This is a genomic window from Paractinoplanes ovalisporus (assembly GCF_016834655.1).
Taxonomy (GTDB): Bacteria; Actinomycetota; Actinomycetes; order Mycobacteriales; family Micromonosporaceae; genus Actinoplanes; species Actinoplanes ovalisporus.
Map to the genome: position 1 here is coordinate 234,651 of NZ_JAENHP010000002.1, position 23,902 is coordinate 258,552.

Annotated in this window: 19 protein-coding genes and 1 tRNA gene; 16 read left to right on the top strand and 4 right to left on the bottom strand. The window is 70.9% G+C overall.

Annotated elements, in window-relative coordinates:
* Nucleotides 1-27: 27 nt before the first annotated feature.
* Nucleotides 28-300, bottom strand: a complete 273-nt coding sequence (locus JIG36_RS07055; protein ID WP_307872597.1) for a hypothetical protein — start codon at nt 298-300, stop codon at nt 28-30.
* Nucleotides 301-686: 386 nt separating this feature from the next.
* Between JIG36_RS07055 and trpC the strand changes: the two genes are divergently transcribed.
* The 6 genes from trpC to JIG36_RS07085 all read left to right on the top strand — a co-directional run bounded on the left by trpC (nt 687) and on the right by JIG36_RS07085 (nt 7,220).
* Nucleotides 687-1,490, top strand: coding sequence for an indole-3-glycerol phosphate synthase TrpC (gene trpC, locus JIG36_RS07060; protein ID WP_203375779.1), 804 nt, complete (start codon nt 687-689; stop codon nt 1,488-1,490).
* Nucleotides 1,487-2,728: a tryptophan synthase subunit beta gene (trpB, locus tag JIG36_RS07065; protein WP_203375233.1), complete on the top strand. Its 1,242-nt coding sequence runs from the start codon at nt 1,487-1,489 to the stop codon at nt 2,726-2,728. The genes trpC and trpB overlap by 4 nt, the downstream gene beginning before the upstream one ends.
* A gap of 64 nt (nt 2,729-2,792) precedes the next feature.
* Nucleotides 2,793-3,596, top strand: a complete 804-nt coding sequence (gene trpA / locus JIG36_RS07070) for a tryptophan synthase subunit alpha (RefSeq protein WP_203375234.1) — start codon at nt 2,793-2,795, stop codon at nt 3,594-3,596.
* 50 nt (nt 3,597-3,646) lie between these two features.
* Entirely contained in the window at nt 3,647-4,831 is a 1,185-nt protein-coding gene (lgt, locus tag JIG36_RS07075) for a prolipoprotein diacylglyceryl transferase (RefSeq protein ID WP_203375235.1), read from the top strand.
* A gap of 6 nt (nt 4,832-4,837) precedes the next feature.
* Nucleotides 4,838-6,016, top strand: coding sequence for an FAD-dependent oxidoreductase (locus JIG36_RS07080; protein ID WP_203375236.1), 1,179 nt, complete (start codon nt 4,838-4,840; stop codon nt 6,014-6,016).
* A 52-nt stretch (nt 6,017-6,068) separates the two neighbouring features.
* Complete coding sequence (locus JIG36_RS07085) at nt 6,069-7,220, top strand: LPXTG cell wall anchor domain-containing protein (protein ID WP_203375237.1); 1,152 nt, start codon at nt 6,069-6,071, stop codon at nt 7,218-7,220.
* Here the strand turns inward: JIG36_RS07085 and JIG36_RS07090 are convergent.
* Nucleotides 7,217-8,083 carry a GNAT family N-acetyltransferase gene (locus tag JIG36_RS07090; protein WP_203375238.1) on the bottom strand — a complete coding sequence of 289 codons (867 nt, stop codon included), beginning with the start codon at nt 8,081-8,083 and terminating at the stop codon, nt 7,217-7,219. The genes JIG36_RS07085 and JIG36_RS07090 overlap by 4 nt on opposite strands.
* A 191-nt stretch (nt 8,084-8,274) precedes the next feature.
* Between JIG36_RS07090 and gltB the strand changes: the two genes are divergently transcribed.
* From gltB to JIG36_RS07110, 4 genes are all read left to right on the top strand, one after another.
* Nucleotides 8,275-12,828 carry a glutamate synthase large subunit gene (gene gltB / locus JIG36_RS07095; RefSeq protein ID WP_438870703.1) on the top strand — a complete coding sequence of 1,518 codons (4,554 nt, stop codon included), beginning with the start codon at nt 8,275-8,277 and terminating at the stop codon, nt 12,826-12,828.
* Nucleotides 12,821-14,293, top strand: coding sequence for a glutamate synthase subunit beta (locus JIG36_RS07100; RefSeq protein ID WP_203375240.1), 1,473 nt, complete (start codon nt 12,821-12,823; stop codon nt 14,291-14,293). The genes gltB and JIG36_RS07100 overlap by 8 nt, the downstream gene beginning before the upstream one ends.
* Nucleotides 14,294-14,532: 239 nt before the next feature.
* Complete coding sequence (gene pyk, locus JIG36_RS07105) at nt 14,533-15,972, top strand: pyruvate kinase (protein WP_203375241.1); 1,440 nt, start codon at nt 14,533-14,535, stop codon at nt 15,970-15,972.
* A complete protein-coding gene (locus tag JIG36_RS07110; RefSeq protein ID WP_203375242.1) occupies nt 15,969-16,856 on the top strand; it encodes an acyl-CoA thioesterase in 888 nt (295 codons plus the stop codon). Before pyk ends, JIG36_RS07110 begins: the two co-directional genes overlap by 4 nt.
* Nucleotides 16,857-16,952: 96 nt before the next feature.
* Here the strand turns inward: JIG36_RS07110 and JIG36_RS07115 are convergent, their stop codons facing one another.
* On the bottom strand, nt 16,953-17,768 hold the full coding sequence (locus JIG36_RS07115) for an HdeD family acid-resistance protein (protein ID WP_236046077.1): 816 nt from the start codon (nt 17,766-17,768) through the stop codon (nt 16,953-16,955).
* A 116-nt stretch (nt 17,769-17,884) separates the two neighbouring features.
* On the opposite strand from JIG36_RS07115, the gene JIG36_RS07120 reads away from it, so the two are divergent.
* Nucleotides 17,885-18,427, top strand: coding sequence for an RNA polymerase sigma factor (locus JIG36_RS07120; RefSeq protein ID WP_203375243.1), 543 nt, complete (start codon nt 17,885-17,887; stop codon nt 18,425-18,427).
* A 4-nt stretch (nt 18,428-18,431) separates the two neighbouring features.
* Nucleotides 18,432-19,208 carry a hypothetical protein gene (locus JIG36_RS07125; protein ID WP_203375244.1) on the top strand — a complete coding sequence of 259 codons (777 nt, stop codon included), beginning with the start codon at nt 18,432-18,434 and terminating at the stop codon, nt 19,206-19,208.
* Nucleotides 19,209-19,532: 324 nt separating this feature from the next.
* Here the strand turns inward: JIG36_RS07125 and JIG36_RS07130 are convergent.
* Nucleotides 19,533-19,618: transfer RNA gene (locus JIG36_RS07130), tRNA-Leu, on the bottom strand.
* Between the two features lie 127 nt (nt 19,619-19,745).
* Between JIG36_RS07130 and JIG36_RS07135 the strand changes: the two genes are divergently transcribed.
* The 4 genes from JIG36_RS07135 (at nt 19,746) to JIG36_RS07150 (ending at nt 23,879) form a co-directional block, all read left to right on the top strand.
* Nucleotides 19,746-20,369 (top strand): ANTAR domain-containing response regulator, encoded by a 624-nt coding sequence (locus JIG36_RS07135; RefSeq protein ID WP_203375245.1) that lies wholly within the window; start codon nt 19,746-19,748, stop codon nt 20,367-20,369.
* 207 nt (nt 20,370-20,576) lie between these two features.
* Nucleotides 20,577-21,743, top strand: coding sequence for a branched-chain amino acid ABC transporter substrate-binding protein (locus JIG36_RS07140; protein ID WP_203375246.1), 1,167 nt, complete (start codon nt 20,577-20,579; stop codon nt 21,741-21,743).
* Nucleotides 21,744-21,825: 82 nt separating this feature from the next.
* Complete coding sequence (locus JIG36_RS07145; protein ID WP_203375247.1) at nt 21,826-22,776, top strand: branched-chain amino acid ABC transporter permease; 951 nt, start codon at nt 21,826-21,828, stop codon at nt 22,774-22,776.
* Nucleotides 22,773-23,879 carry a branched-chain amino acid ABC transporter permease gene (locus JIG36_RS07150; RefSeq protein WP_203375248.1) on the top strand — a complete coding sequence of 369 codons (1,107 nt, stop codon included), beginning with the start codon at nt 22,773-22,775 and terminating at the stop codon, nt 23,877-23,879. The genes JIG36_RS07145 and JIG36_RS07150 overlap by 4 nt, the downstream gene beginning before the upstream one ends.
* The last annotated feature ends 23 nt before the right edge of the window (nt 23,880-23,902 follow it).

The window sequence follows — 23,902 nt, forward strand, 5'->3', positions numbered from 1 at the left end:
GCCGGGACACCGTACGCGGGAAGGCTCTTATCGGGTCTTGGCCAGGCGACGGCGGCTCGAGCGACGGGCCACCAGGGCGGCCACTTCGCGGGTGAGCTCGGCCCGGGCCTCGTTGCGAGCCCGGTCTTCCAGGGTGGCGGCCCACGCGTTGTCACGGGCGCTGCGCATGTTGGCGGGCCCCACGAAGCGGCGCTGCACGCCGGTCACGAGGTCGGCCGCGGCGGCGACGAAGGCACGGGAAGCGTTGACGAAGCCGGCGGGAAGGGCCGGCTCGATCGGAGCGGTCCGGATGGCGGCCACGGGAAACTCCACATCGCTCGGGCGGGCGAGGTCTGCCAGAGGTCTGACAGGGCGCGCGAGGCGCCCGGACCAGTTTGCCTCGGACCCATCATGACCGGACCCTATTTCCGGTGCGTGACGGTCGTGTCAACGCGCCGTGGTATCCACCGATCAGATGAGGTGTCCCAGCCCAGCGGGCCGCAGCGGGCGTGGCCCCTGTGACCGAAGTGACAGATCGCGGGCGAGCAGGCGCATTATGCCCCAGCCCGATTCGTGAGGCGCGCCATACCCCGGGGGGCCTTGCGCGACCGCGACCTCCTAGCATCGGGCGGAGGACACCCGGAGAGGGGAGTCGTTTCGTGACATCCGATCAGCAGGCGGAAGCGGGTTCTGGCGGACCGCAGAACGTGCTGGAGGAGATCCTCGCCGGAGTGCGCGAGGACGTGGCGGCCCGGCAGGAGCAGGTGCCGCTCGAGCAGGTTCGGGAGGCGGCCGCGGCGGCGCCGCCGGCCATCGACGCCTACGCGGCGTTACGCAAGCCCGGCGTGGCGGTGATCGCGGAGGTGAAGCGGTCGTCGCCGTCCAAGGGCGCGCTGGCCGACATCCCCGACCCGGCCGAGCTGGCGGGGGAGTACGCGGCGGGCGGCGCCCGGTGCATCAGCGTGCTCACCGAGGGCCGGTGGTTCGGCGGGTCGCTCGACGACCTGAAGGCCGTCCGCGCCTCGGTGCAGATCCCGGTGCTCCGCAAGGACTTCGTGGTCTCCAGCTACCAGGTGCACGAGGCCCGCGCCCACGGCGCCGACCTCGTGCTGCTCATCGTGGCCGCCCTCGAGCAGAACGTGCTCGTCGGTCTCCTCGAGCGCATCGAGTCGCTGGGCATGACCGCCCTCGTCGAGGTGCACAACGAGGAGGAGGCCGACCGCGCTCTCGAGGCGAACGCCAAGGTCATCGGGGTCAACGCCCGTGACCTGCGCACGCTCGAGGTCGACCGGGCGGTCTTCGAGCGCATCGCGCCCGGCCTGCCCAACAACGTCGTGAAGATCGCCGAGTCGGGGGTGCGCGGGCCGCACGACCTGATCCGGTACGCCTCGGCGGGCGCCGACGCGGTGCTGGTGGGTGAGGGCCTGGTGACCCAGAAGTCGCCGCGGGACGCGGTGGCCGAACTGGTCAACGCCGGGAACCACCCCGCGACCCCGCGGCCGGTGCGATGAGCGCGCCGACACTGCCCGATCTGTCCGGGCATTTCGGTCGGTACGGCGGCCGGTTCGTTCCCGAGGCCCTGGTCCGGGCCTTGGACGAGCTCGACGCCGCCTACCGCACGGCCAAGACCGACCCGGAGTTCCAGGCGCAGTTCAAGGACCTGCTCCTGAACTACGCGGGCACGCCTTCGCTGCTCTACCGGGCGGAGCGGCTGTCGGCCCGGCTCGGCGCCGAGATCCTGCTCAAGCGGGAGGACCTCAACCACACGGGCGCCCACAAGGTGCGCAACGTGCTGGGGCAGGCCCTGCTCGCCAAGCGGATGGGCAAGCCGCGGGTGATCGCCGAGACCGGCGCCGGCCAGCACGGCGTGGCCAGCGCGACCGCGGCCGCCCTGCTCGACCTCGAGTGCGTCGTCTACATGGGTGAGACCGACACCGAGCGGCAGGCGCTGAACGTGGCCCGCATGCGCATGCTCGGCGCCACCGTCGTGCCGGTCACCAACGGCTCGCGCACCCTCAAGGACGCGCTCAACGAGGCCCTGCGCGACTGGGTGGCCAGCGTCGACACCACGCACTACCTGCTCGGCACGGCCGCCGGGCCGCACCCGTTCCCCGAGATCGTGCGCGACTTCGTGGGCGGCATCGGCATCGAGGCCCGCCAGCAGTGCCTGGACCAGCTCGGGCGGCTGCCCGACGCGGTCGCGGCCTGCGTGGGCGGCGGCTCCAACGCGATCGGCATCTTCCACGCGTTCGTCCCCGACGAGTCGGTGCAGCTCTACGGCTTCGAGGCGGGCGGCGACGGGGTGGCGACCGGCCGGCACGCGGCGTCCATCACCGGCGGCTCCTCCGGGGTGCTGCACGGCGCCCGGACGTACGTGCTGCAGGACGAGGACGGCCAGACGGTGGAATCACACTCCATCTCGGCCGGTCTCGACTACCCCGGTGTGGGTCCCGAGCACGCCTGGCTGCACGACACCGGCCGGGCCGAGTACGAGCCGGTGACCGACGCCGAGGCGATGGCCGCGTTCCAGCTGCTGTGCCGCACCGAGGGCATCATCCCGGCCATCGAGAGCGCCCACGCGCTGGCCGGCGCCGCCCGGATCGTGCCGGCCCTGCGCGAGGAGCTCGGCCGCACGCCGACGATCGTGGTCAACCTGTCCGGCCGCGGCGACAAGGACGTGCACACCGCGGGCGCGTACTTCGGGATTCTCGACCCCGTCGAGACCTTGGTGCCGGGGGAGAACTCGTGATGGCCTGCACCGGAGTGAGTGGAGCGGTCGTAGGGCCGGGCCGGCACGAGAAAGGCGTTCCAGCGTGAGCATCGCCGAGATCTTCGCCAAGGCCCGCGCCGAGGAGCGGGCCCTGCTGATCGGCTGCATGCCGGCCGGCTTCCCGACGGTCGACGACAGCATCGAATCGATGATCGCGATGCACGAGGCCGGCTGCGACGTCATCGAGGTCGAGCTGCCCTACTCCGACCCGGTCATGGACGGCCCGGTCATCCAGAAGGCCAGCGACATCGCGCTCGGCCGGGGCGTGCGCACCCGCGACACGCTGCGGATCATCGAGGCGGTGGCCGGGGCCGGCGCCACGGTCGTGCTGATGACCTACTGGAACCCCATCGAGAAGTACGGGGTCAACGCGTTCGCCCGCGACCTGGCGGCGGCCGGCGCGACCGGCATGATCACGCCTGACCTGATCCCGGACGAGGCCGCCGAGTGGATCGCGGCCTCCGACGAGCACCGCATCGACCGTACGTTCCTGGTGTCGCCGTCCTCGACCGACGAGCGCATCGCCATGACCGTCGCCCAGTGCCGGGGTTTCGTCTATGCCACCGCGCTGATGGGTGTCACCGGCGCCCGCACCTCGGTGTCGTCGCAGGCCCCCGACCTGGTCGAGCGCGTTCGGCACGCCAACCCCGACATGCCGGTCGGCGTGGGCCTGGGCGTCGGCAACGGCGCGCAGGCGGCCGAGGTGGCCGGGTTCGCCGACGGCGTGATCGTCGGCAGCGCGCTCATCCGCTGCGTGCTCGACGCCCCCGACCGGGCCACCGGGCTGTCCCGGCTCCGTGCGCTGAGCGCGGAACTGGCCGAGGGCGTGCGAAACCCCGCGAAGTAACGCAGAGGGCGTGCGTAACCCACTCGTGTGACGCGGTAGCGTGTGCACCCGTGAACCTCGCCGCGATCCCGAGTCCGACAACGTCTGTCTGGCACGTGCTCGGCCTGCCCGTCCGGGCGTATGCGATCTGCATCGTCCTGGGCATCGTCGCGTCCTGCCTGATCATGGAATATCGGCTGCGCAGCCGGGGTGTGGCCCGCTGGGCCTCACTCGACATCGCGGTGTGGGCGGTGCCGTTCGGCATCCTCGGCGCGCGCGTCTACCACCTGATCACCTCGCCCCAGGACTACTTCGGCGCCGGCGGTGACCCGATCCGCGCCTTCTACATCTGGGAGGGCGGCCTCGGCATCTGGGGCGCGGTGCTCGGCGGCGCGCTCGGCGCGTGGCTCGGCGCCCGTCAGCTCGGCCTGCCGCTGGGCGTGGTGGCCGACTCGCTCGCGCCCGGCCTGCCGGTCGGTCAGGCGGTCGGCCGCATCGGCAACTGGTTCAACAACGAGCTCTACGGCAAGGAGACCACGCTGCCGTGGGGTCTCGAGGTCCACGACATGGACCGTTCGAACCCCGGGCACGCCACGGTGATCGACGGGCAGCCGGTCACGCTGCCCGACCTCTACCACCCGACGTTCCTCTACGAGTTCCTGTGGAACCTGGGCGTCGCCGGGCTGGTCTTCCTGGCCGACCGCAAGTTCAAGTTCGGCCGGGGCCGGGCCTTCGCGCTCTACGTGATGGCGTACACGCTGGGCCGGGTCTGGATCGAGATGCTGCGGGTCGACGAGGCCAACCACCTGTTCGGCATCCGGCTCAACGTGTTCACGTCGATCATCGTGTTCCTCGGTGCGCTGATCTACTTCCTGATGGTGCGCGGCCCCCGGGCCTACGTGGTGCCCGACGACGCCCCCGAGACGGCGCCCGAGCCCTCCGGCGGCAGCGACATCTCGCAGGTCGACGTGACCGGCGGTGACGCGGCGGCGGACAAGACACCCAAGGGCTACCAGGTGGTCAGCGAGGCGAGGTTCGAGGCCTACCGCCGTACGGCAATCCTGCCGCCCGACACCCCCGCGGACATGGCCGAGGAGATCGCCGCCGGCGGGCACCCGGTCGAACGGGATCCGGCCGGACCGGCCGGGGTCGGCGAGGCCGTGCTGGCCACGGGAGCAGCGGCCGGGTCGGGCCCCGACGGCGCTTCCGGGGGCGACGTCGAACCGGAGTCCCGCCCCAAGAGCGACGAACGCTGACCTGACGTGCGCTCAGCCGTGGTGGTGGGCGCGGGCATGGCCGGACTGGCCACCGCCGGCGCCCTCGCCCGCTGCGGCTGGCAGGTGGTGCTGCTGGAACGCGGCGAGCGGGTCGCCGCTCCGCCCACCGCCCTGGTGCTCTGGCCCAACGGCCGGCGCGCGCTGGAGTCGATCGACCCCGAGGGCGGCTGGTCGGCGATCGCGAACCCGCTGCCCGACGGCGGGGTGCGCCGGCCCGACGGTCAGTGGCTGGTCGCCCCGCGCGGCACCGGCACGGGTCCGGCCCCGGCCGCCGTGCACCTCGAGGACCTCTACGACGCGCTGGTGGCCGGGCTGGGCGACCTGGTCCAGGTCCGCACCGGCTTCGCGGTCACCTCGATCCGTACGGGAACCCGGCAGCGCCCGGTGATCAGCGACGGCGGCACCGAGATCGAGGCCGACCTGGTCGTCGCGGCCGACGGCATCGACAGCCGCATCCGGCAGGCGCTCGCCCCCGAGTCGGCCGCGGTCGGCTCCGGTTTCGCCGCGTGGCAGGCCGTCATCCCGGCCTACCGGCTGCCCCGGCTCACGGCCGAGCATGCCGCCGGCGGCGAGACCCTGGGCGCCGGTTACCGCTTCGTCTCCCTCCCGCTCGGCGATCGGGCGGGCGGGCAGGGTGGCGTCTACTGGGTCGCCACGGCCGCCGGCGCGCCCCGGCCCGAGCCGCCCGCCACCCAGCTGGCCCTGCTGCGGCGCTGGTTCGCCGACTGGCACCCGCCGGTCGGTGAGCTGCTGGCCGCGACCCACGCCGACGACCTCGTACCGCAGGAGGTCCGCGAACTGCGACCCCTTCCCCGCGCGTACGGCTTCCCGTCCGGCCCGGGCGGCGTGGTGCTGCTCGGCGACGCCGCCCACGCCATGCCGCACCACCTGGGCCAGGGCGCCTGTCTCGCCTTCGAGGACGCCGCGACCCTGGCTTCCCTGGTCGCCGAGGCGGCGCCGGGCGCGGCCCTGACCGGCGCGATCGACGAGTACGGACGCCTGCGCCGCCCCCGCACGACCACCGTCGTACGCCAGACCCGGCGCATGTCGGCCGTCGTGCAGGCCCGCGGCCGCCTGGCCCTGCGCGCCCGCGACGCCGCCCTGAGCCACATGCGCCCGCGCATGCTGGGAGCGCCCGCCCCGGAGTGGACCCCACCCGACTGATCCATCGACGGACGGGGTCGCGACGGAGCCGTGACGTCGTTACGATCCCGGCGTGCTCACCCCACTCGCGGCCGCCCTGGCCCTCATCACCACCCCGCTCGCGCTCGCGCCCACCGAGCCCGCGCCGACCGACGTGACGCTCGCGTGGACCTCCGAGGCGCACACCGAGGCGGTCATCACCTGGAACGAGACCGGTGATGTGCGCAACCGGATCGACATCGTGTTCGCCGACGGCCGGACGACGAACATCGCGAGCAAGTTCGCCGAGGCCGGGCAGCCCAACCGGGTGCCGCTGTCCGGTGGGCTGTTCGACCAGGACTACCGCGTCCTGGTCCGGGTGGTCGACGCCGACGGCGCCGAGCTCAGCGAGCCGGCCAGTTCGCCCGAGTTCGACACCGACCGGGAGCCGCCGGCCGTCATCACCTCGGTGGCGCCGCAGGAGGACGGCACGGTCGTGATGAAGTGGAAGGCGGGCGCCTACACCGACCCGAACCCCGGTGACCCGCTCGACGTCGCGCCGGCGCTGCCCTACCGGTACGTCCCGATCGCGTCGCAGCCCTTCTTCAACGAGTACGACCAGCTGGGCCCGGCGACGGCCGAGACCACCTTCGTGGTGCCGGCCCGCCAGAGCCCGATGCGCGTCGGTCTGCGCAACGTTCCCAACGAGTGGTACGGCTACAACGGCATCTCGGCCGGCGTGGACGGTGCCCAGCTGACCGCGAAGATCCCGTCGACCGTGGCCACGGGCGGCACGCTGCGGGTCACCGGCAAGGCGATCCGTACGGCCCGGGCCTGCGACCCCGGGCCGTGCTGGTCCGAGGAGACCCCCGACACCGGCCGCGCTCTCCTCGTCCAGTCCCGCTCGTCCGAGGGCACGCCGTGGCGGAACGTCGCCACCGGCAAGGCGGGCTCGGACGGCGCCTTCAGCATCCCGGTCAAGTTCGACGGGGCCGCCGACTTCCGGGTGGTCGCCACGGCCATTCCCTCGGCCGGCGGCGACGCGCGGGCCCGCACGTTCGCGGCTACCGACGTCACCCACGTGACCGCCGGCACCGGCAGCGGGAACGGCGGCGAGGGTGACGGCGGCGAGGGCGGCGGTCTGCCGATCACCGGCACGCCCGTGGTCTGGATCGCGGTGGCCGGCGGCCTGCTCGTCGTGCTGGGTGCGCTCTTCGCCGTCTTCGGGCGTCGCCGCCGCGGCTAGAGAGGCGCCGCGGCCGGCTCGCCGATGCAGGCCGTGCCGATCCGGCGGAATCCCACCTTCGTGTAGAGGCGGGCGACGTCGTCGTCGCCCGCTGACAGGAACACCAGCCGGACCCCGTCGGCCAGCGCGCGCCGGGCCAGCGCGGCGGTGATCTGCGAGGCGTAGCCCCGGCGGCGGGCCGCCGGCAGGGTGGCGACCCCGGCGATCTCGGCCACGTCGCCCGAGCGCATGACGGCGCCGGTGGCGAGCAGGCCGTCGGGGGAGTCGATCACGGCCGTGTGGTAGTCGCCGGTCGAGCTGCGTTCCTGCTGGCTGGCGACCAGGGCCTTGCTCAGCGCCCCGGTGGCGGCGTCACGCTCGGCCGGGCCGGCGGGCGCGACGATCAGGGCACCGGACAGCGGCGACGGCTTGTCGGCGGGCGCGCCGAACCCGAGCTGGGCCACGGCGCGCGAGGAGGCCAGCTCGTCGGCGAAAGCGGGCCCGTCGGGGTCGAGGAAACGCAGCGTGCCGCCCTCGACCGGCAGGTCGGGCACCAGCGCGGCCGGATCGAGCACGAGCAGCGGCGCGAGCAGCACGTCGAGGCCGGCCGAGCGGGCCACCGCGAGCAGGTCGGGGGTCGTCTCGTGCACCCATTCGAACGCCTCGGGCAGGCCCAGCTCTCGTTGCCTCTGCCGGACGGCAGTAATATCAGCGGCAGAGGGGGTGCCGGCCCCGATGCGGGGGCGGGCATAGTAGGGCCAGCCTTCGCCCTCGCGGACGAAGAGCACAAGCCCGCCGAAATCCTCGGCTCGTGCGTAGGGTCGGGGTAAGGCGTCGTAAAAACGCTCGAGCCTGACGAAGACGTCGGTATCCTGTTGCGCCACCGCGCGAGACTACCCAACCACCACGGATGTTCGGCTACTCGATTGTGCCGCAACGGGGGTTTTGACCCCCGCCAAGTGTGATCCATCCGAACTGGCGGAGATCGGCACCCCTTAACGTAGACTCTAGAGACTTTGCAGGGCCGACGTCGTCCCGACCTTGATACGTAACACCAGTGACGACAGGAGGCCCGGTGGCATTTCCGCACCCCCAGGGGCTTTATGACCCCACTCAGGAGCGCGACGCCTGCGGTGTGGCCTTCGTAGCCGACCTCCACGGACGCCGTTCCCACGATGTGGTCGCCAAGGGTCTGTCGGCGCTGATCCGCCTCGACCACCGGGGCGCGCGTGGCGCCGAGTACAACACCGGCGACGGCGCCGGAATCATGATCCAGGTTCCGGACGAGTACTACCGCGCGGTCGCCGGCTTCGAGCTGCCCGCCGCCGGTCATTACGCCACCGGTCTGGCCTTCGTGCCGACCGGCGCCGGCGAGCGCGCCCGGGCGGTCAAGGTCTTCGAGAAGTACGCCCTGGTCGAGGGTGGCGAGATCCTCGGCTGGCGTGAGGTCCCGGTGCAGCCCGAGGGCCTGGGTCAGACCGCCGAGGACGCCCGCCCCGCGATCATCCAGGTGTTCCTGGCCGCGCACCGGCTCACCGACACCCCCGCCGGTCCGGCCGGCGAGCAGCTCAGCGGCATCGAGCTCGACCGGGTCGCGTTCACCATCCGCAAGCAGGCCGAGCGCGAGTCCTCGCAGCGGGGCGTCGGGATGTACTTCCCGTCGCTGTCGTCGCGGACCATCACGTTCAAGGGCATGCTCACACCCGACCAGCTGCCGGCGTTCTTCCCCGACCTCACCGACGAGCGGGTCTCCAGCGCCATCGCCCTCGTGCACTCGCGCTTCGCCACGAACACGTTCCCGGCGTGGGAGCTGGCCCACCCGTACCGCTTCATCGCGCACAACGGCGAGATCAACACCATCCGCGGCAACAAGAACTGGATGGCCGCCCGCGAGGCACTGCTGCAGTCGAAGGTGCTGCCCGGCAGCATCAAGCGGCTCTTCCCGATCAACACGCCCGAGGCGTCCGACTCGGCCAGCTTCGACGAGGTGCTCGAGCTCCTGCACCTGTCCGGCCGCAGCCTGCCGCACGCCATGCTGATGATGATTCCCGAGGCGTGGGAGAACGACCCGGGCATGGAGCCGAAGCGGCGCGCGTTCTACCGCTTCCACGCCAGCCTGATGGAGCCGTGGGACGGCCCGGCCAGCGTCGCGTTCACCGACGGCGAGATCATCGGCGCCGTGCTCGACCGCAACGGCCTGCGTCCCGGCCGGTGGTGGCACACCGACGACGGCCTGGTCGTGCTCGGCTCCGAGGCCGGCGTGCTCGACCTCGACCCGGCCACGGTCGTCGCCAAGGGCCGTCTCCAGCCCGGCAAGATGTTCCTGGTCGACACGGTCGCCGGGCGCATCGTCCACGACGACGAGATCAAGGCCGGTCTGGCCGCGGCCCAGCCGTACGACGAGTGGCTGCACGCCGGTCTGATCCACCTGGACGACCTGCCGCCCCGCGAGCACGTCATCTACACGCACGACTCGGTCACCCGCCGCCAGCAGGTCTTCGGCTACACCGAGGAAGAGCTCAAGATCCTCATCGGACCGATGGCCCGTACGGGCGCGGAACCGCTGGGCTCGATGGGCACCGACACGCCGATCTCGCCGCTGTCGAGCCGTCCCCGGCTGCTCTTCGACTATTTCCACCAGCTGTTCGCCCAGGTCACCAACCCGCCGCTGGACGCCATCCGCGAGGAGCTGGTCACCAGCCTGCAGGCGACCATCGGGCCCGAGGGCAACCTGCTCGACCCCGGCCCGGCCTCGTGCCGCCAGATCGTCCTGCCCTACCCGGTGATCGACAACGACGAGCTGGCCAAGCTGCTCTCCATCGACGAGGACGGCGACCTGCCCGGCTTCAAGGCCGTCCGGGTTTCGGGTCTCTACCCGCTGCGGGACGGCGCGGCCGGCATCAAGGCCCGCCTGACCCAGATCTGCCGGCACGTGTCCGAGGCGATCGAGGACGGCGTCCGCATCCTCGTGCTCAGCGACCGCGACTCCAACGCCCAGCTCGCGCCGATCCCGTCGCTGCTGCTCACCGCCGCGGTCCACCAGCACTTGGTGCGTGAGCAGACCCGTACGCAGGTCGCTCTGGTCGTCGAGTCGGGCGACTGCCGCGAGGTGCACCACGCCGCGGTGCTGATCGGCTACGGCGCCGCCGCGGTGAACCCCTACCTCGCCTTCGAGTCGGTCGACGACCTGATCGCGACCGGCCCGCTGGCCGGGCTCGACCCCAAGGCGGCGGTCCGCAACTACGTCAAGGCGCTCGGCAAGGGCGTCCTGAAGATCATGTCCAAGATGGGCATCTCGACGGTGTCGTCCTACTGCGGCGCGCAGGTGTTCGAGGCCGTCGGTCTCGACAACCGGCTGCTGCAGCGCTATTTCGCCGGCACCAACGGGCGGATCGGCGGCTCCGGCCTGGCCGACATCCACGCCGAGGTCAAGGCGCGGCACGAGAAGGCGTACCCGGCCAACCCGGCCGAGCGCAGCCACCGCCGCCTCGAGGTCGGAGGCGAATACCAGTGGCGCCGCGAGGGGGAGGTCCACCTCTTCAACCCCGAGACGGTCTTCCTGCTGCAGCACGCCACCCGCTCCAAGCAGTACGACGTCTTCCGCAAATACACCGAGAAGGTCGACGGCCTGGCCGCCGAGGCCGGCTCGCTGCGTGGGCTGTTCGAGTTCAGGAACGACCGGGAGCCCGTTCCGATCGACGAGGTCGAACCGGCGTCGGAGATTGTGAAGCGCTTCGCGACCGGTGCCATGTCGTACGGGTCGATCTCCGCCGAGTCGCACGAGACCCTGGCCATCGCGATGAACCGCCTCGGCGGCAAGTCCAACACCGGCGAGGGCGGCGAGGACGTCGAGCGTCTGTACGACCCCGAGCGCCGCTCCTCGGTCAAGCAGATCGCGTCCGGCCGTTTCGGCGTGACCAGCGAATATCTGGTCAACGCGGACGACCTGCAGATCAAGATGGCCCAGGGCGCCAAGCCCGGCGAGGGTGGCCAGCTGCCCGGCAACAAGGTGTGGCCGTGGATCGCCAAGACCCGGCACGCCACGCCGGGCGTCGGCCTGATCTCGCCGCCGCCGCACCACGACATCTACTCGATCGAAGACCTGGCCCAGCTGGTCCACGACCTGAAGAACGTCAACCCGATGTCGCGGGTGCACGTGAAGCTGGTCAGCGAGATCGGCGTCGGCACGGTCGCGGCGGGTGTCGCCAAGCTCAAGGCCGACGTCATCCTGATCTCGGGTCACGACGGCGGCACCGGCGCCTCGCCGCTCAACTCGCTCAAGCACGCCGGCTCCCCGTGGGAGCTGGGCCTGGCCGAGGCGCAGCAGACGCTGCTGCTCAACAAGCTGCGCGACCGCGTCACGGTGCAGGTCGACGGCCAGCTCAAGACCGGCCGTGACGTGGTGGTGGCGGCCCTGCTGGGCGCCGAGGAGTTCGGTTTCGCCACCGCACCGCTGATCGTCAGCGGCTGCATCATGATGCGCGTCTGCCACCTCGACACCTGCCCGGTCGGCATCGCCACCCAGAACCCGGTGCTGCGCGAGCGCTTCACCGGCAAGCCCGAGTTCGTCGAGAACTTCTTCCTGTTCCTGGCCGAGGAGGTCCGCGAATACCTCGCGGAGCTGGGCTTCCGCAGCATCGACGAGGCGATCGGCCATGCCGAGGTGCTCGACCTGCGACCGGCCCTCGACCACTGGAAGGCCAAGGGTCTCGACCTGTCGCCGATCCTGTTCGTGCCCGAGCTGCCCGAGGGGGCGGCCCGGCGCGGCATCGTGGCCCAGGACCATGAGCTCGACAAGGCGCTCGACAACAAGCTGATCGAGCTGGCCGGTCCGGCCCTGACCGACGGCACCCCGGTGCACGCCGAGGTCGCGATCCGCAACGACAACCGCAGCGTGGGCGCGATGCTCGGCGGCGAGGTGACCCGCCGCTACGGCGGCGCCGGCCTGCCCGAGGACACGATCGCGTTCACCCTGCGCGGCACCGGCGGGCAGTCGTTCGGCGCCTTCCTGCCGACCGGCGTCACGCTGCGGCTGATCGGCGACACCAACGACTACGTCGCCAAGGGCCTGTCCGGCGGCCGGGTCGTCGTGCGGCCCGACGAGGGCGCGCCGTTCGTCGCCGAGGACAACATCATCGCGGGCAACACCATCCTCTACGGCGCCACCGCGGGCGAGGTTTTCCTGCGCGGCCGCGCGGGTGAGCGGTTCGCCGTGCGCAACTCGGGCGGCCAGGCCGTCGTCGAGGGCGTCGGCGACCACGGCTGCGAATACATGACCGGTGGCACGGTCGTGGTGCTCGGCCCGACCGGCCGCAACTTCGCCGCGGGCATGAGCGGCGGCAAGGCGTTCGTGCTCGACCTGGCGCCGACCCGGGTCAACCCGGAGCTGGTCGACCTGGCCCCGCTGACCGGCGAGGAGCAGGAGACCCTGCACAGCCTCGTCGAGAAGCACGCGGCCGAGACCGGGTCGGGGGTCGCCGAGCGGCTGCTGAAGGACTGGCCCGCGGCCGTCGAGCGGTTCACCGCCGTGGTGCCGCGCGACTACAAGCGCGTGATGGAACTGATCAGGACCGCCGAAGCCGCCGGTCGCAACGTCGCCGAGGCGGTCATGGGGGTCAAGGGTGCCTGATCCGAACGGTTTCCTTCGCTACGAGCGGCAGCTGCCCAAGCGCCGCCCGGTGCCGGTCCGCATCCAGGACTGGCGGGAGGTCTACCCGCCCGCCGGTGAGGAGCTCATCCGCGACCAGGCCACCCGCTGCATGGACTGCGGCATCCCGTTCTGTCACGAGGGGTGCCCGCTGGGCAACCGCATCCCGGACTGGAACGACCTGGTGCGTACGGGGGCATGGGAGGCGGCCGCCGAGTCGCTGCACGCCACCAACAACTTCCCCGAGTTCACCGGGCGGCTCTGCCCCGCGCCCTGCGAGGCGGCCTGCGTGCTCGGCATCGCCGACGACCCGGTCACCATCAAGCAGGTCGAGGTCGAGATCGCCAACCACGCGTTCGACCTGGGTTTCGTACGCCCGCAGCCCGCGCCCGCGGCCACCGGCAAGAAGGTCGCCGTGGTCGGATCGGGTCCGGCCGGTCTGGCCGCGGCCCAGCAGCTGGCCCGGGCCGGTCACGCGGTGACGGTCTATGAGCGCGACGACCGGATCGGCGGTCTGCTCCGCTACGGCATTCCCGACTTCAAGATCGAGAAGGACGTGGTGGACGCGCGGCTGGCCCAGATGGCGGCCGAGGGCGTCGTCTTCGAGACCGGCGTGGAGGTCGGCGTCGACGTGACGGCCGACGACCTGCGCGAGCGGTTCGACGCGGTGCTGCTGGCGGCCGGGGCGCTCGCCGGGCGGGACGCCCCCGAGACCCCGGGCCGCGACCTCAACGGCGTACACCTGGCCATGGAGCACCTCGTGCCGGCCAACCGGATGGTCGCCGGCCTGCAGGAATCCACCCCGGTCGACGCCGCCGGCAAGCACGTGGTGATCATCGGTGGCGGCGACACCGGCGCCGACTCGCTGGGCGTGGCCCACCGTCAGGGCGCGGCCAACGTGATCCAGCTCGACCAATATCCGCTGCCCCCGTCGATCCGGGCCGCCGAGCAGCACCCGTGGCCGACGTGGCCGGTCATCCTGCGCAACTACCCGGCCCACGAGGAGGGCGGCGAGCGCGTCTTCGGCGTGGCCGTGCAGGAGTTCGTCGACGACGGCACCGGCCAGGTCAAGGCCGTGCGGGTCGCCGACGTGACCGTGGAGCGGGTCAACGGCGTACGCACCGTGACGGTGGCCGAGGGCTCGGAGCGTGACCTGCCGGCCGACCTGGTGCTGCTGGCGATCGGCTTCGAGGGCACCGAGCAGCAGCCGCTGCTGGAGCAGTTCGGCATCGAGCGCAACCGCCGCGGCGTCCTCGACGCCGACCACACCTGGCAGACGTCGGCCCCCGGCGTCTTCGTGGCGGGCGACATGCACCGCGGCGCCAGCCTGATCGTCTGGGCGATCGCCGAGGGCCGCTCGGCCGCGTCCGCGATCCACGAGTACCTGGGTTCGGCCGGCGAACTGCCCGCCCCCGTCCACGCGAGCGCCCAGCCGATCGGCGTCTGACCGCGTTCTGACGGATTGTGTTCGAACGGGCTCACCCCTGGGGTGAGCCCGTTCGTCATTGTGGTGCGGGCATGCCGATAAGCTGAGACCGCGGTCGTTGAAGCCCGCCAGGTTCGCACGGTGCCGCGCGCCGGGTTCATGAGGAGAGACCCAGGCTGCCCCGCCGTCGCCCGTCATACGCAGTTCACCCCGGGGACGGGGGTCGGCCGCCAGGCCGATGAGGAAGAGAGATTAGCCTGATGGCCGTGACACGCCGCGTAAAGATCGTCTGCACCATGGGGCCCGCGACCGCTTCGCCCGAGCGCATGCTCGGTCTTGTCGAGGCCGGCATGGACGTGGCCCGTATGAACTTCAGCCACGGAAGCCACGAGGACCACCAGAAGGTGTACGACCTCGTGCGCAGCTCCAGTGAGCAGGCCGACCGGGCCGTCGCGGTCCTCGCCGACCTCCAGGGCCCGAAGATCCGCCTCGGCAAGTTCGCCGACGGCCCGCACGTGTGGAACACGGGCGACCTGGTCACCATCACCAGCGAGGACATCCTCGGCACCAGGGACCGGGTCTCCTGCACCTACACCAAGCTGCCGCAGGAGGTGAAGCCCGGCGACCGCCTCCTGATCGACGACGGCAAGGTCGCCGTCGAGGTCACCGCGGTCGACCACCACACCGACATCCGCTGCCTGGTCGTCGAGGGCGGCCCGGTCAGCAACAACAAGGGCGTCTCGCTGCCCAACGTCGCCGTCAGCGTCCCGGCGCTCAGCGACAAGGACGCGGAAGACCTGCGCTTCGCCCTCGGCCTGGGCGTCGACCTGGTCGCGCTGTCGTTCGTGCGCTCGCCCGACGACATCAAGCTCGTCCACGAGATCATGGCCGAGGAGGGTCGCACCGTCCCGGTCATCGCCAAGGTCGAGAAGCCCGAGGCGGTCGAGCACCTCGAGGCCATCGTCCTCGCGTTCGACGGTGTGATGGTGGCCCGTGGCGACCTCGGCGTCGAGCTCCCGCTCGACCAGGTGCCGCTGGTGCAGAAGCGCGCCGTGCAGCTCTGCCGTGAGAACGCGAAGCCGGTCATCGTGGCCACCCAGATGCTCGACTCGATGATCGAGAACTCGCGCCCGACCCGCGCCGAGGCCTCCGACGTCGCCAACGCCGTTCTCGACGGCACCGACGCCGTGATGCTCTCGGGCGAGACCTCGGTCGGCAAATACCCGGTCCTCACCGTCAGCACGATGGCGAAGATCGTCAGCACCACCGAGGCCGGCTCGATCCCGGTCCCGCGCCTGCAGCACGACCCGCGCACCCACGGTGGCGCGCTCACCGTCGCCGCGTCGCAGATCGCCCGCAACATCGGCGCCAAGGCGCTGGTCGCGTTCTCGCAGACCGGTGACACCGTGCGCCGTCTCGCGCGTCTGCACTGCGAGCTCCCGCTGTTCGCCTTCACCCCGACCCCCGAGGTGCGCGACCAGCTGGCGCTGAGCTGGGGTGTCGAGACGTTCCTGACCGACATGGTGCAGCACACCGACGACATGTTCCGGCAGGTCGACGCGAAGATGCTCGGTCTCGGCCTGGCCAAGCCGGGTGACTACGTGGTCGTCGTGGCCGGCTCCCCGCCGAACGCGCCCGGCTCCACCAACACGCTGCGCGTGCACCGGCTCGGCGACCTCGTCGACCCGACCACGCTGTGACCGAACCCCTCAGCGGGCAGGCCGCCGTCGACCAGCTGCTCGAGGTTCTCGACCTCAAGCAGCTGGACGCGGCGACCTTCGTCGGGGAGAGCCCGCAGACCGGCGCCCAGCGCGTGTTCGGCGGCCAGGTCGCCGGCCAGGCCCTGGTCGCGGCCGGGCGCACGGTCGACCCGGACCGGTTCGTCCACTCCCTGCACGGCTATTTCGTGCGCCCGGGCGATCCGACCGAGCCGATCCAGTTCGGCGTCGAGACCATCCGCGACGGGCGCTCGTTCTCGGTGCGGCGCTCCACCGCCCAGCAGCACGGCAAGACGATCTTCTTCATGTCGGCCTCGTTCCAGGTGATCGAGGAGGGCCTCGACCACCACACCCCGGCGCCGACCGGGGTGCCCGGGCCCGACGAGGTGCAGACCATGGCCGACTGGGTGCGCAAATATCCCAGCCGGCGGGCCGCCTTCAACGCCGCGCCCCGGGCCGTCGACGTGCGCTACGTCAACGACCCCGGCTGGGTGCCGCCGGGCGACCGCAACGCCAGCGAGCAGCAGCGCGTCTGGATGCGGGTCAACGGCGTGCTGCCCGACGACCCGCTGATCCACGCCTGCGCGCTGACGTACGCGTCTGACCTGTCGCTGCTCGACTCGGTGCTCTCCGTCCACGGCGAGGTGTGGGGCCCGGGCGGGGTGATCGGCGCCAGCCTCGACCACGCGCTCTGGTTCCACCGGCCGTTCCGGGCCGACGAGTGGTTCCTCTACGACTGCACGAGCCCGTCCGCGAGCGGCAGCCGCGGCCTGGCCAGCGGCCGCATGTTCACCACGGACGGCGTGCACATCGCCAGCGCCGTCCAGGAGGGCCTGCTGCGCCGGGTCGGCGAACGCCGCACATAGCCTCGCGCACAGAGGGCGCCCCGCCGAGGGGATCCCGGCCCGGCGACTGGCCGACTGCGGATCCCGTCCCGGCGGGGCGGGGGAGACCAAAGCCCTCTATCGGCGCTTCTCGGCGCCCTCCACCATCGCCTCCGGCGAGTCCGGCACCCGCGGAGTCTCCTCCGGACGCCGGTGCGCGGCGCCCGGCTTCGCGGTCACGCCGGCCTCGGCGATCTTCGCGTCCAGCTCGCCGGTGCTCTTCACGACCTGCTCGTGGAACGCCTCGGCCCGGTGCCGGGCCGCCGGCTGGTTCTCGAAGTCGTCGATCCCGGCCGCATATCCGGCCACCCCGGCCTCACGCTCGGGCGAGAGCCGCAGCACGTCGTGCCGGGCCGCCGCCACCTCGCGCAGGCGCAGCGCCGTGACCAGGTCGGCCACCGCCCGCAGCACGGCCAGCGCGCCGAGGGTCACGATCACCGGATCGGCCGTACGGGCCATCGGGCTCGCCGCATAGAAACCGAGCCCGGCCTGCAGCACGCCGAGGCAGATCATCAGGCCCCACGTGCGGTCGGTGCCCCGGTTCATGGTGGCCACGGCGATGTCGACCGCGCCCCGCACCAGCAGGAACCACCCGATCAGCGAGGCCGGGGTGGTGTAGGTCGAGTCGCGGTCCAGCAGCACCACGACGCCGGTGCCGACGAACAGCACGGCCATCGCCAGGTTGACCCACCACGTCCTGGTCCCGGCCAGCGCGCGCACGATCTCGCACAGCGCCCCGAAGAAAATCACCGGACCCGCCACGCCCACGACGTCGGCCGGTTCCAGCCGCAGCACGCTCCACCCGATCGCGAGCCAGGCCACCCCCGCGAACAGCAGAAACCCCCACATGCTCTCCCGCATCACGGACAGGGGCGAGGAACCGGACCACAACATGAAGCCTCCAGCGAAGGTGTCCCGACCATGACAACATCCAGCCGACCGGCGGACGGGAGGTTCGCTCAGATTCACAGCGGGGTACAAGACGGCCGCCCCCACCCCTCGGAGAGGCCGTGCCCGAAGAAGAACTCGCTGCCGCCCTGCGCGCCGCCCAAGACGGTGACGCCGCCGGGTTCGCCACGCTCTGGCGTGGGCTGCACCCCAACGTGCTGCGCTATCTGCGGGTGCTGGCCGGCGAGCACGCGGAGGACGCCGCCAGCGAGACCTGGCTGCACGTGATCCGGGACCTGCACCGGTTCTCCGGCGACCTGGGCTCGTTCCGGGGCTGGCTGTTCCGCATCGCCCGGCACCGCGGCATCGACGAGAAGAGGCGCTCGTCCCGTACGCGGGAAACCGCCGAACCCCCCACCGCGGCCGCACCGGACGCGGAAGCCGAGGCCGCCGAAGGCGCCTCCACCGCCTGGGCCGTCTCGGTGATCGCCGGACTCCCGGTCGACCAGGCGGAAGCGGTCATGCTCCGGGTCGTGGCCGGGCTCGACGTCGCCACCACGGCCGACATCCTCGGCAAGAGGCCCGGCGCGGTCCGCATCGCCACCATGCGGGGTCTGCGCCGCCTGGCCGCGCATCCGCAGATCAGCACCCGGCAGGGGGTGTAACGGAATGCGTGACCTGAACGCTCTCCTCCGTGCACTGCGTACGCGGCGAGGACGGCGCATCGACCGCGACCAGGCCGACATGATCGCCGCCGCCCACCCGCCCGGCGACGATCATCGTTGTCTGGCCGCCCTTCTCGAAGCGGCCCGCGCCCCCGGGACACCGGAGGAGCTGGCCGGCGAGAAGGAGATGGTGGCCGCCTTCACCGCGCACCGCAAGCGCGCTGCCCGCAGCGTCCGGCGTCAGCGAACGGCGAGGATCCGGGCCGCTCTCGTGCCCGCCACGATCGGCCTGGCTCTCCTGATCCTCACCGGGACGGCCGTCGCCGCCCGCACCGGCAACCTGCCCCAGGAGGCCCAGCAGCACGCGCACCGCCTGTTCTCGGCGCTGGGCGTACCTGCGCCGGGAACAGGCACCCCCGACCCGTCCCCCTCCACCCGGCCGGGGCCCCGCCCGTCGCTCGACGTCACCGCGCTCACCTGGTGTGAGGCGTGGGGCGGGGCCCCGAACCGCTCGCTGAGCCGGGACGACCGGCGCCGGCTGGCCGCGGCCGCCGGGGGCGAGGAGGACATCGCGAAGTACTGCCGTGACCTGCACGCCGCGGCGTCGAAGTCCCCGAGCGCGCCGCCGTCGTCCCCGTCGTCCCCGTCTCCCTCACCCACGGGTTCCCCGTCCCCGTCGACGTCCCCGTCCTCGTCGGCGCCGTCGCCCATCCCCTCGCCCACCTCTTCGCCCACTCCCTCGTTCACCCTGGAGGACGACCAGCCACGGCACGGGTCGTGACGGATCTCCGGGTTGGAAGATCCATGTCACGGAGCGCGTTTGCCGTCTCCTGCCCGTTCGCTCCGCCCCGATGTGGGTCCCCGGTCACGGAAATCCGCTCGTTGAGATCAAGTGTGGCCGTCGGAACGAAACCGTTTATCGAGGGCTCACCTTCGATTGATCTGCCACGACTCGCCTGTCGCCTAATAAACGAATGCGACGGTTCGGCATTGATCGATCGGAGGGGCCACGGATTTCGCTGGCGGAAACAATCCGGGCACGCGGCGGAAATGCGGCGTCAGGAAGGTGAGACGATCCCCGGACGGGGAGAAGAGATGTTTCGTGTGGTGCCGGGGACGGGAGTCGAACCCGCATGCCCTCTCGAGCAAATCATTTTGAGTGACCCGTGTATGCCATTCCACCACCCCGGCATGCTGGGACCGGGGCGAGACAAGGTCACGCTGATCCAAGCAGGGGACAGCGTACCCACTAGGCTTAGGGCGGCGACACCCGCATACCGGGGTGTCGCGACTGGAGAACGTTGGGGGTAGTGGTTCCGTGGCCGACTCGCAGGCTGGTGCCGAGCGCAAGCGGGTGTTGATCGCCGAGGATGAGGCGCTCATCCGCCTGGACCTGGCAGAGATGCTCGTCGAGGAGGGCTACGACGTCGTCGGTGAGGCAGGTGACGGCGAGACCGCCGTGCGCCTGGCCGAGGAGTTGCGCCCTGACCTCGTCATTCTCGACATCAAGATGCCGATCATGGACGGCCTGGCGGCCGCCGAGCGGATCGCGGGCGGCCGGATCGCCCCGGTCGTCATTCTGACCGCGTTCAGCCAGCGCGACCTGGTCGAGCGGGCCCGGGCCGCAGGCGCGATGGCCTACCTGGTCAAGCCGTTCCAGAAGTCCGACCTCGTGCCGGCGATCGAGATCGCCCTGTCGAGGTACTCCGAGATCGCCGTCCTCGAGTCCGAGGTCGCCGGTCTGACCGACCGTCTCGAGACCCGCAAGTCGGTCGAGCGGGCCAAGGGCGAACTGATGACCAAGTACCAGATGACCGAGCCGCAGGCGTTCAAGTGGATTCAGCGCACGGCGATGGATCACCGCATGACTATGCGTGAGGTCGCCGATCGCATTCTGGCGGAGGGTCAGGAAGCGGGCGGCGCGCAACCCGCAAACAGTTGATCAAGAACTCGCCCGGTTGTAACACCTCCTCCGGCCTGCGGCTCCTCGGACGTAACGGTTCGGTGAAAGCCCGAGGGAACTCTTTCAGCAGGCCATGAACCTGGGATAACGTCCCGCCCCATAACGGGGCACGGATGGTCTCTGGCGCGCGCAAGTGCCAATCGGCCGGCAGTGGCTCGGTGGGTCTTATGGAGGAGGGTTCCAACCTTGAGGCAGGTTCTCGCACGAGCCATCGGCGGGGTGGCCATCATCGGGCTCATCGCCGGTGCTGCTGCTTGCAATAGCGGATCGAGCAGCGACGACACCGCGAGCGAGGGGAACTGCGGCTACAAGCTCGCGTTCTTCGGCGCTCTGACCGGCTCGGCCGCCAACCTCGGTGTGAACATCGAGCAGGGCTTCGAGCTGGCTATCGAGCAGTACAACAAGTCCAAGGGTTCGACGTGCATCGAGGTCGCGAAGTTCGACTCCCAGGGTGAGGCTTCGGTCGCCCCCGGTGTCGCTCGCAGCCTGGTCGCCGACAAGAAGATCCTCGGCATCGTCGGCCCGCCCTTCTCGGGCGAGTCCGAGGCGGCCGACCCGATCTTCGAATCGGCCGGCATCCCGACCATCACGCCGTCGGCGACCCGCGTGTCGCTGGCGTCGAAGGGCTGGAAGGTCTTCCACCGCGCGGTGGCCAACGATGACGCGCAGGGTCCCGCGGCCGCCGCGTACATCAAGGACAACCTGAAGGCGCAGAAGGTCTTCGTCGCGGACGACCAGTCGGCGTACGGCGCCGGTCTGGCCGACGTCGTCAAGTCCACGCTGGGCTCGCTCGTCGTGGCTTCGGACAAGACCGAGGGCGACGGCAAGCAGGCCGACTTCTCGGCCCTGGTGCAGAAGGTCACCTCGAGCGGCGCGACCGCGCTGTTCTACGGCGGCTACTACACGAACGCCGGCATCATCCGCAAGCAGCTCACCGCTGCGGGCTGGAAGGGCACGCTGGTCGGCGGCGACGGCATGAAGGACCCGGGCCTGTCCAAGGCGTCGGGCACCGCGGCTGCGGTCGGCACCGTCGTGACCTGCCCCTGCTCGCCGCCCGAGGCGGCGACCGGCACCTTCGTCAACGACTACAAGGCGAAGTGGAACCAGGACGCCGGCACGTACTCCGACGTCGCGTTCGACGCCGCCAACATCTTCCTTCAGGGCATCGACGCGGGTAACAACACCCCGCAGAAGCTCAACGACTACCTGAAGACCGTCAACTACAAGGGCATCGCGAACACCTACAAGTTCACCGACGTCGGTGAGCTCGACCCGGCCTTCATCAAGGTGTGGGCGTTCAAGTTCGACAGCTCTGGCGACGCCAAGTCCGACGTGGAGATCAAGACCTCCTGATCGGGTAGCAGTAACTCTCTGTAGGGCCGGTGCGGCCGGATGATCTCCGGCCGCACCGACCTCGTCGTTTTGGAGCCCCTCTGTGGATTTTTCCGGTCTGATCGATAATTTCGGGCCGCTCACCGTCACGGGTCTGGCCCAGGGCGCGATCATCGCGTTGTTCGCCCTGGGATACACGCTGGTCTACGGTGTGCTGCGGCTCATCAACTTCGCGCACTCCGAGGTCTTCCTCCTCGGCACGTACGCTTGTCTCTTCGCCTGGGGCCTGTTCGGCCTCGATCAGAACTCGGCCACCCCCGCGGTCGGTCCGATGCTGCTCTACATGGTCGTCGGCCTGATCGCCGCGATCGTCGTCTCGGGCGCAGCGGCCCTGACCGTCGAGTTCGTCGCCTACCGGCCGCTGCGCCGGCGCAACGCCCCGCCGCTGGCCTTCCTGATCACCGCCATCGGCGCCTCGCTGTTCATCTCCGAGGTCGCCGGCGTGCTGACGCACCGGAACCAGACCGGCGTGCCGCCGATCATCCAGGCGCGCCCGGTGTTCACCATCGGTGACACCACGGTCACGAACCTGCAGCTCCTCATCATCGTGCTGGCGCTGGTGATGATGTTCGTGCTGGATCGTTTCATCAACGGCTCGCGTCTGGGTCGTGGTGTCCGCGCCGTGGCGCAGAACCCGGACAGCGCGGCGCTCATGGGCGTCAACAAGTCCCGCGTCATCGCCCTGGTCTTCCTCCTGGGTGGTCTGATGGCGGGTATCGCGGCGGTCATGTACGACCTCAAGATCGGTGTGACGCGCTACGACGCGGGCTTCCTGCTCGGCATCGACGCGTTCACGGCCGCCGTTCTGGGCGGTATCGGCAACCTGCGCGGCGCCCTGCTGGGCGGCCTGCTGCTGGGTGTGCTGCAGAACTACGCGGCGGGCCTGTTCGGTTCGCAGTGGCTGCACGCGGCGTCGTTCGTGCTGCTCGTGGTCATCCTGCTGTTCCGTCCGACCGGCTTGCTGGGTGAGTCGCTGGGAAGGGCAAGAGCATGAGCGAGAAGGCGTCTTTCCGCTCGAACGGCGGTGTGCGGGGCTGGCTCGGCCGGCAGCCCGTCTGGGTTCGCTGGCTGGTGATCCTGGTCGCGGCGGTGGCGGCGTACATGTTGCCGTACATCGGCGACGTGCCGGTGATCGGACCGCAGATCGTCACCGAGGGCATCGACTGGCCGTCGGCGCTGTTCAACATGAGCTACTACGTGTTGCTGGCGCTCGGCCTGAACGTGGTGGTCGGTTACGCCGGCCTGCTCGACCTGGGTTACGTCGGCTTCTTCGCCGTCGGCGCCTACGGCACGGCCCTGCTGACCTCGCCCGACTCGATCCTCTATGAGGACACGGGCTGGAAGTGGCTGATGGCGGTGCCGGCGGCACTGATCCTCACCATGATCGCCGGGGTCATCCTGGGCTGGCCGACGCTGCGGTTGCGCGGTGACTACCTGGCCATCGTGACGCTGGGCTTCGCCGAGATCATCCGCATCGTGGCGACCAGCACCGACGTGCTGCGCGGTGACCGCGGTTTCGCGAGCATCCCGCACCCGCCCGGCAGCTGGGGCGGCGAGCCGATCTTCGGCGTGACCGACGCGATCCCGTACTTCTGGCTCGGCCTGACCGTCATCATCCTGGTCATCCTGGGTGTGCGGAACCTCGACCGCAGCCGGGTCGGCCGCTCGTGGCTGGCCATCCGTGAGGACGAAGAGGCCGCCGAGGTCATGGGCGTGCGCACGTTCAAGTACAAGCTGTGGGCGTTCGCCATCGGCGCGTTCATCGGTGGTCTGGGCGGCGTGCTGTTCGCCGGCGAGCAGAGCTTCATCAACTCGCAGACGTTCGTGCTCCAGTTCTCGATCCTGGTGCTGGCGGGTGTGGTCATGGGTGGTTCCGGCAACATGGCCGGCGCGATCCTGGGTGGCGTGCTGATCTCGTACATTCCCGACCGCCTGCGGGGCCTGTCGGTGGGCGACACTGACCTGTACGAGTACCGCTTCGCGCTGTTCGGCGCCGTGATCATCATCATCATGGTGCTGCGGCCCCAGGGTCTGATCCCGAGCCGCCGCCGCGCGATGGAGCTCAAGGACCGGGAGAAGGAGGTGGCTCCCCAGTGAGCGAGCCGCACAAGGAGACTCCG

What these genes read in the sequence shown, in the direction of transcription:
- JIG36_RS07125 (WP_203375244.1), top strand. Translation starts at nt 18,432, where the DNA reads ATGCGTGACCTGAACGCTCTCCTCCGTGCACTGCGTACGCGGCGAGGA.
- trpB (WP_203375233.1), top strand. Translation starts at nt 1,487, where the DNA reads ATGAGCGCGCCGACACTGCCCGATCTGTCCGGGCATTTCGGTCGGTAC.
- pyk (WP_203375241.1), top strand. Translation starts at nt 14,533, where the DNA reads ATGGCCGTGACACGCCGCGTAAAGATCGTCTGCACCATGGGGCCCGCG.
- JIG36_RS07115 (WP_236046077.1), bottom strand. Translation starts at nt 17,768, where the DNA reads ATGTTGTGGTCCGGTTCCTCGCCCCTGTCCGTGATGCGGGAGAGCATG.
- JIG36_RS07150 (WP_203375248.1), top strand. Translation starts at nt 22,773, where the DNA reads ATGAGCGAGAAGGCGTCTTTCCGCTCGAACGGCGGTGTGCGGGGCTGG.